This is a genomic window from Mesorhizobium sp. M1E.F.Ca.ET.063.01.1.1 (assembly GCF_003998155.1).
GTDB lineage: Bacteria > Pseudomonadota > Alphaproteobacteria > Rhizobiales > Rhizobiaceae > Mesorhizobium.
The window spans coordinates 1-7,776 of sequence record NZ_RZSC01000251.1; the positions used below are offsets into that span (position 1 = coordinate 1).

At 64.4% G+C, this 7,776-nt stretch carries 9 protein-coding genes; 4 read left to right on the forward strand and 5 right to left on the reverse strand.

Annotated features, from left to right (window positions below; translation table 11 throughout):
* The 3 genes from ettA to EOA29_RS18375 form a co-directional block, all read left to right on the forward strand.
* The coding region (gene ettA, locus EOA29_RS18365; protein WP_127221252.1) for an energy-dependent translational throttle protein EttA at positions 1-1,120 on the forward strand (1,120 nt) is incomplete at its 5' end.
* A gap of 38 nt (positions 1,121-1,158) precedes the next feature.
* Positions 1,159-1,926: a trans-aconitate 2-methyltransferase gene (gene tam / locus EOA29_RS18370; RefSeq protein ID WP_126093055.1), complete on the forward strand. Its 768-nt coding sequence runs from the start codon at positions 1,159-1,161 to the stop codon at positions 1,924-1,926.
* A gap of 145 nt (positions 1,927-2,071) precedes the next feature.
* Positions 2,072-3,193 (forward strand): beta-ketoacyl-ACP synthase III, encoded by a 1,122-nt coding sequence (locus EOA29_RS18375; protein WP_126093056.1) that lies wholly within the window; start codon positions 2,072-2,074, stop codon positions 3,191-3,193.
* Positions 3,194-3,203: 10 nt separating this feature from the next.
* Here EOA29_RS18375 and EOA29_RS18380 read toward each other — a convergent pair whose 3' ends face one another.
* Positions 3,204-3,770 (reverse strand): isoprenylcysteine carboxylmethyltransferase family protein, encoded by a 567-nt coding sequence (locus tag EOA29_RS18380; protein ID WP_126093057.1) that lies wholly within the window; start codon positions 3,768-3,770, stop codon positions 3,204-3,206.
* A gap of 181 nt (positions 3,771-3,951) precedes the next feature.
* Here EOA29_RS18380 and EOA29_RS18385 point away from each other — a divergent pair, with 181 nt between their 5' ends.
* Positions 3,952-4,587, forward strand: coding sequence for an MOSC domain-containing protein (locus tag EOA29_RS18385; protein WP_126093058.1), 636 nt, complete (start codon positions 3,952-3,954; stop codon positions 4,585-4,587).
* A 39-nt stretch (positions 4,588-4,626) separates the two neighbouring features.
* Here EOA29_RS18385 and EOA29_RS18390 read toward each other — a convergent pair whose 3' ends face one another.
* The 4 genes from EOA29_RS18390 to tsaA form a co-directional block, all read right to left on the reverse strand.
* Positions 4,627-5,469, reverse strand: coding sequence for an SDR family oxidoreductase (locus EOA29_RS18390; RefSeq protein ID WP_126093059.1), 843 nt, complete (start codon positions 5,467-5,469; stop codon positions 4,627-4,629).
* A gap of 228 nt (positions 5,470-5,697) precedes the next feature.
* Entirely contained in the window at positions 5,698-6,657 is a 960-nt protein-coding gene (locus EOA29_RS18395) for a D-amino acid aminotransferase (protein WP_126093060.1), read from the reverse strand.
* Positions 6,658-6,781: 124 nt separating this feature from the next.
* The gene (locus tag EOA29_RS18400; protein ID WP_126093061.1) at positions 6,782-7,096 is read right to left on the reverse strand and encodes a DUF2293 domain-containing protein; all 315 of its coding nucleotides are present in this window, start codon (positions 7,094-7,096) and stop codon (positions 6,782-6,784) included.
* Positions 7,093-7,599, reverse strand: a complete 507-nt coding sequence (tsaA, locus tag EOA29_RS18405; protein ID WP_126093062.1) for a tRNA (N6-threonylcarbamoyladenosine(37)-N6)-methyltransferase TrmO — start codon at positions 7,597-7,599, stop codon at positions 7,093-7,095. Before tsaA ends, EOA29_RS18400 begins: the two co-directional genes overlap by 4 nt.
* Positions 7,600-7,776 lie beyond the last annotated feature (177 nt).

Genomic DNA, 7,776 nt, shown 5'->3' on the forward strand with positions numbered 1-7,776 from the left:
CTTGCTGCTCGACGAGCCGACCAACCATCTCGACGCCGAGACCACGCAATGGCTGGAAAAGCATCTGCGCGACTATCCGGGCTCGGTGCTGATCATTACCCACGACCGCTACTTCCTCGACAACGTCACCGGCTGGATCCTCGAGCTCGACCGCGGCCGCGGCATCCCCTATGAGGGCAACTACACCAAATATCTCGACGCCAAGGCCAAGCGCCTGATCCAGGAAGGGCGCGAGGACGACGCCCGCCAGAAGGCGATCTGGCGCGAGCGCGAGTGGATCCAGTCCTCGCCGAAAGCGCGGCAGACCAAATCCAAGGCGCGCATCAAGGCCTATGAGGAACTGGTCGAGCAATCGCAGAACCGCAAGCCGACCGACACGCAGATCGTCATCCCGTCGAGCGAGCGCCTCGGCAATGTGGTTGTCGAGATCGAAGGCCTCAATAAGGGCTTCGGCGATGAGCTTCTGATCGAGAACCTGTCGTTCAAGCTGCCGCCGGGCGGCATCGTCGGCGTCATCGGCCCGAACGGCGCCGGCAAGACGACGCTGTTCAAGATGATCACCGGCCAGGAAAAGCCGGATGCCGGCTCGATCCGCATCGGCGAGACGGTGAGGCTCGGCTATGTCGACCAGAGCCGCGACGCGCTCGACCCGAACAAGACGGTTTGGGAAGAGGTCTCCGGCGGCGCCGAGGTGATCAAGCTCGGCAAGCACGAGATCAACAGCCGCGCCTACTGCTCGTCCTTCAATTTCCGCGGCGGCGACCAGCAGCAGAAGGTTGGCAATCTTTCGGGCGGCCAGCGCAACCGCGTGCACCTGGCCAAGATGCTGAAGGGCGGCGGCAATGTGCTGCTGCTCGACGAACCGACCAACGACCTCGACACCGAAACGCTGGGCGCGCTGGAAGACGCGCTGGAAGCCTATGCCGGCTGCGCGGTCATCATCAGCCACGACCGCATGTTCCTCGACCGCATGGCGACCCACATGCTCGCCTTCGAGGGGGACGCGCATGTCGAATGGTTCGAGGGCAATTTCGAGGAATACGAGAAGGACAAGCTGCGCCGCCTGGGCGCGGAAGCGGCGACCCCGCACCGCATGACGCACAAGCGGCTGACGCGGTAGGGACAAAGCCGGCGGCGAGGACGAGCGGAGGTGATCGAATGGCTGACTGGTCCGCCGCCCAATATCTGAAGTTCGAGGACGAGCGCACGCGGCCCGCGCGGGACTTGGCGGCACAAGTTCCCGTCGACTTTCCGCGCCGCGTCGTCGACATCGGCTGCGGCCCAGGCAACTCGACCGAGCTTCTGGTCGAGCGCTGGCCGGATGCCGAGGTCAGCGGGTTCGACACCTCGCCCGACATGATCGAGAAGGCGAGGGCGCGGCTGCCCAACGTCAATTTCGAACTCGCGGATGCTTCCGCCTGGCAGCCGGAGAACCCGGTCGACGTCATCTTCGCCAACGCCGTCTTCCAGTGGCTGCCGGAGCACCCGGCGGTGTTCCAGCGGCTGATGGGGCTGCTCGCGCCAGGCGGCGCCTTGGCCATCCAGATGCCCGACAATCTCGGCGAACCCGCACACAAGCTGATGCGCGATACGGCGGCCGAGATGCCGTTCGCGGCCAAGCTCGAGGGCGCGGCGCGCGGACCGCTGCCGCCGGTTTCGTTCTACTACGATCTGTTGTCGCCGCTCGCGGATCGCGTGGACATCTGGCATACGATCTACAACCATCCGCTGGCGGATGCCGAAGCGATCGTCGAATGGGTCAAGTCGACGGGGCTGAAGCCCTTCCTCGATCCGCTCGACGCGGTTGAGAAGAAGGCGTTCCTCGACAGCTATACGGCAAAGATCGCACAGGCCCATCCGAAGATGGCGAACGGCAAGGTGTTGCTGCGTTTTCCGCGCATCTTCATCATCGCCAAGCGGGCCTGACCGCTTCCGGTCAACTCATCGCGATAACTGGGACCGGCGGCTGGTTTAAGCTGGCATAAACCTGCCGAATGCGACAAGGGTTGCGCCGGGCCGTGTCCGCGCCCACATCAGAGCCCGCAACGCCCGTGCCCCGGACGGATTGGACATGCATCGCGTCATCATCAGCGGCATCGGCGCCGAAATTCCTGAAGCCGTCATCACCAATGAAGAGCTGGTCGAGAGCTTCAACAGCTGGGTCGACACCGAGAATGCACGCCGCGCTGTTACCGGCGAGACGCTGCTGCAGAAGTCGGACAGTGACTTCATCGTCCACGCGTCGGGCGTGCGGACGCGCCATGTGGTCGAGCGCGAGGGCATCCTCGATCCCACCCGCATGGCGCCGCGCATTCCGGCGCGGCCGGACGACGCGCTGTCGCTCCAGGCTGAATTCGGCATCGCATCCTCCAGAAAGGCGCTGGACCATGCTGGCCTGCAGCCCTCGGATATCGACCTGGTGATCTGCTCGGCCTCGCATCATCAGCGGCCCTATCCGGCGATCGCCATCGAGATGCAGGAGGCGCTGGGCACCAGGGGCGCCGGCTTCGACATGGGACTGGGCTGTTCTTCCGCCGCGGCCGCGCTGCACATCGCGGTCAACCTGGTCAGGGCAGGGGCGCACAGGCGCATCCTGGTCTCGACGCCCGAGATCATCACCGGCCATCTCAACTTCCGCGACCGGCAGACGCATTTCATCTTCGGCGACGCTTCCGTCGCAATGATCGTCGAGGGGCTCAACCAGGGCGAAAAGCGGCCGGGACGCTTCGAGGTGCTCGACACGCGCACCTGGACGCAGTTGTCGAACAACATCCGCACCAATCTCGGCTACCACACCCGCACCGCCCAGGACGATCCCTACATGATCAAGCTCGAGGGCAACCTGATCAAGCAGGTCGGCAACAAGGTGTTCAAGGAAGTCACCGTCGCCGGCCACAAATTCATCGTCGAATTCCTGGCCGAGCATGGGCTGACGCCGCAAGGCATCCGCCGCTTCTGGCTGCATCAGGCGAATGCGCGCATGAACGCGATGATCCTGAAACTCGCCTTCGGCCACGATGTCGGCCACGACCGCGCGCCGATGGTGCTGGAGCGGCTCGGCAACACGGCTGGCGCCGGCGCGATCGTGGCGCTGTCGGAGAACCACGCCGACATGAAGGCCGGCGATTTCGGCCTGCTCTGCGCCTTCGGGGCCGGTTATTCGATCGGCGGCGCGCTGTTGAAAATGCTGTGACCCCTCGTATCTATGCCGGTGCGAAGGGCACCAGCATGGGCACGCGCCTGGCATAGTCGTCATAGGCGGTGCCGAGCTCGCCGCGCAGGAAGCTCTCTTCCAGCCTGGCCTTCACGACGATGCCGATGATCAGCAGCACTGCGCCGGCAATGCCCCAGACCGTGCCCTTGGCCGCCATGGTGGCGAGGATTGCCAGCAGCAGGCCGCTATAGATCGGGTGGCGGACCAACCCGTAAGGGCCGGTATCGACCACGCGGTGGTCGGCCTTGGCGGTGATGGTGCCGGACCAAAGCCGGCCGAGATGCAGGCGCGCCCACCAGGAGAAGGCGAGGCCGATGGCGATCAGGGCAACGCAGATCCATGCTTCCGTCAGCGTCGGCGTCCAAACCCGCAGCCGGCCGACATAGCCGTGCGCCGGCACGAACAGCAGGATCGTGCCGATGGCCCACAGGATGCGATAACGGAACTCAGCCCGGAAGCCTGCACGCTTTTGCACCGGGTCGGCCCAAGCGGCGGCCAAGAGCCAAGACACGACCCAAATCAGCCAGAGCGCGGCGATTGCGGGTGCGGGATGCATTTGGATACCTCCTGCCAGGGGCTACCATCAGATCGATGACGCGGGGCGGCAATACGGCGCATGGCGAAATCGGATAGCGTTTTCGGTAAGAAGATCGTGATCATCCGCGTATCAAGCTGGTTGATCGGACCATCAGCGCTTTCGACTGGACCGCAAGGCAGGGGATCGCTAGAGCCGCGACATGCAAGACTCCAAAACCAATTCAGAGCTCTCCCCGGCGACCGAGCAGTCCGTCGACATCGTGCCGGCCCACAAGCTCGCGGCGAAGGCGGCCGCGCTCTACAAAGCGCCTTTCGATCGTTTCGAGACGAGACCGGTGGAGGAATTGCGGCTCGGCTTCGACGGCATCGAGGGCGATTTCCATGCCGGCGCGACGCGACGGTCCGGCGGGCGCGAGCCCTGGTATCCACGCGGCACCGAGATGCGCAACGAGAGGCAGTTGTCACTCGTGGCGGCGGACGAGCTTGCCATGGTCGCCGAGCGCATGGGCATCGCGGAGATCAAGCCGGAATGGATCGGCGCCAACCTGCTGATCGAGGGCCTGCCGCGTCTCTCCATGCTGCCGGCGGGGTCCTTGCTGTTCTTCAAGGAAGGCGTGACCATCAAGATCGATGCGCAAAACGGGCCCTGCCGCTTCTCCGGGCGCTCGGTGGCCGAGAACGCCGACATGGCTGATCGTGAGGCGGGAGCGCTGCTGTTCCCCAAGGCGGCGAAGCGGCTGCGCGGCCTCGTCGCCTGGGTCGAGAAGCCAGGCATCATCAGAGCAGGCGAGGAGATCTCGGTGCGGGTGCCGGAGCAGTGGATCTATCGCGCTTAGGTCAAGGCCGCGCCGCTTTCGCAGCGCGGCCTTGCGCGTTCAAGCCGCCTTGCGGTTCTTGTTGGCGCCCTGGGCCATGACCGAGATATCGTCCCACTTCTCCCAGGTGGCGATACGGTTGGCGTATTCCTGGCGGATCATCGGCAGGCCGCCATCGCCGAAGAAGACTCTCAGCGGCGGCTCGGCAGCGTCGACGACAGCCAGCATTGCCGGACCGGTCGCCTCGGGATCGCCGGCGACAGCGCGGCTGCGGCGCTCGGCCATCGCGGCGCGGGCGGGCGCGTAAGCCTCGATCGCTTTCGATGTCTTGGCCGACGGGCCGGCCCAGTCGGTGGAGAAGCCACCCGGTTCGACCAGCGTGACATGGATGCCGAATTCGGCGACCTCCAGGCTGAGCGACTGGCTGAACGCCTCCAGCGCCCATTTCGAAGCGTGATAAAGGCCGAGCGAGGCAAAGGCGTTGACGCCGCCGATCGAGGAGATCTGGATGATGTGGCCGGAGCGCTGCGCCCGCATGATAGGCAGCGCAGCCTGGGTGACCCAAAGCGCGCCGAAGACGTTGGTCTCGATCTGGTCGCGCGCTTCCTGCTCGGAGACCTCCTCGATGGCGCCGAAATGGCCGTAGCCGGCATTGTTGATGACGACGTCGAGCCGGCCGAAGCGCTTGTGCGCCTCGGCGATCGCGGCGTCGACCGCTTGCTTGTCGGTGACGTCGAGCTTGATGGCGGCAATGTTGTCGCCATATTTTTCGACGAGATCGGCGAGTGTGCCGGCATCGCGCGCGGTTGCCGCGACGCGATCGCCGCGGGCGAGCGCGGCTTCGGCCCAGACGCGGCCAAAACCCTTCGACGATCCGGTGATGAACCAAACCCTGTCAGTCATGATCTGTGATCCTTGCCCTTAGAGGGGTTTCAGCGTTTCTCGGAATCGCCGAGCCACTCCAAGTCTTTGTTTTCGCGTAATTCCGGTCGGAAAACCGCTGCGGGCATTCCTGGAATTGCTCTGGGGGACGATGTATTCCGGATGTAAACGGAGGATACTCCGCTTGCTGCATATACGGCGCTCTCGGCGCTTTTCCAGAGGCGCCGCCGGAATTATTTGGTGGCAGGGTCAGGGATAGCGCACCGCGCTCGACCAGGCCGGGTCCTCATGCCTCTGCCAGTAAAGGCGCATCAGACGCTCGGTGATCGTACCGACCTTGCCATCGGCCACGGGGGCGCCGTCGATCGTCGTGACGGGCATAATGCCGCCGGCGGTCGAGGTGATAAAGACTTCGTCGGCCTCTTTCAGCGCAGCCACGCTGACATCCGTCGCCACCGCAGAGAGCCCCGCCTCGGCGCATAGGTCAAACACGGTACGGCGCGTGATCCCGGGCAGCACGCCGACGGCGGGCGTCGACAGTTTGCCCGCCTTGACGCAGAACACGTTGAAGCCTGGACCTTCGGCGAGGTTGCCGCTGAAGTCGAGGATCAGCGCGGTATCGGCGCCGCGGTCGTAGGCATCATAGAGCCCACGCACCAGGTCCAGCCAGTGATAGTTCTTGATCGAGGGATCGATCGAGGCAGGCGGAATGCGGACCTTGTCGCTGATCGCGACATGGAGGCCGCTTCGCAACTGCTCGGCATTGGCGACCGAGCCAAAGGGGACGGCGAAAGCCATGAAGCGGTTGATCGCCTGACGCGGATCGCGGCTGAAGGTCGGCGAAGCGCCGCGCGTGCACAGCATCTCGACATAGGCGGCTCGATGGCCCGACAGTGCAACGCAATTGTGAAGGATTTCGGCGACGCCGTCGCGGTCGAACGGGATGGTCATGCGAAGCTTTTCCAGCCCGCCGAAGAAACGCTCGAGATGCAGGTCGAGACGGAAAAAGCGGCCATCCCAGACATGAACCGTATCGTAAGTGGCGTCCGAATGCAGGAAGCCCCAGTCCAGCACCGAGACTTTGGCTTGGGACATCGGCAGATATTGGCCATCCAGGTAAGCCACGCCGTCCGGATAGGCGTGCGGGTCGAGATAACGATCTGACAGAACGGGGAGCGGCCCGGCGGGCTTGGCGGCGGCTTGGCTCATTTCTATCATTCCTCCCTCGTCGCTGCGGCAGGCTAGCGTGCGGCTCCGGACGCAGTAGAGCCAGGTCACCGGCGCCGCTTGGCCTGCGAGGCGGCTGCCGCGTTCGAGGCGGTTCCCGTCAGCCTCACTCGTCCTCGTCGTCCTCGTCCAGCAAGCGCGTCGCGCGCCAGCGGGTGAGCACCTCATTGGTCCGCTCGATGACGAAGAAGCGCGCCGAGTCCCGGTCATAGCCTTCGGCAAGCAGCTTCTCGTAGTCGGTATGGGCGTGGCGGACATGGGCGATGGTTGCCAGCCACACTGCGATCGTCGGCGGCAAACTCTTCATATGCACGGCCCCGGCGTCGGCGCGGATCTTTTCCATGTCGGCATAGGGGGCGAGCGGCAAGAGCGCGGTCAACGCCTTGGCGATGGCGCGGCGGCGGCCGGTGGGCGCGCTCATTTCTCGTCGCGCCCGGCAATGGTCGCTTCCGGGAAGGCATCGATCGAAGCGTAGTAGGGCTTGATGTCGATGACCGGCGTGCCGTCGAGCACATCGATGGCATCGATCTCGATACGGCCTGCCTCAATATCGAGCGCGACGAGCTTCGCGACATGCAGACCGACAGGGTTCGGCCGGGCGGGGGAGCGCAGCGAGAAAACGCCTTTCGGTTCGGCAGCATGGCGTGGTTTCTGCACGATGAGATTCCGCGGAGCGTGATCGAGCCAGGACAGGACGGCGATGTGGCTGGCGCGGTCGAGGTTTCGCAGTCCCGGGCGGTAGGCCTCCTCGATCAGAATCGCTGCCGTCCGTCCGGTCTCGCGGGCTGCGCGCATGTTCTTCGGACAATCCTCACGACTGGTCCAGGGCGAGAGGATGTGACCGATGAAGACGATATGGCCATCCGGCGGCATATCCGCCGGGTCGGCCTCCAGGAGCTTCTCACCCTCGCGCGTCTCGAACATCGCGTTCCGTCCACTCAACCGTTTTCGGCGCGCGGATCATGGCTGCGCCATTTTCTTGTCCGGAAGCGACATAGCGCTTGCCAGGGTTTCAAATTCGACATAAACATATCTTTATATCTTTCAACGAGAACCCGCTCATGCATGTCACCCTCGACACGATGGTAGATACATTGAAGG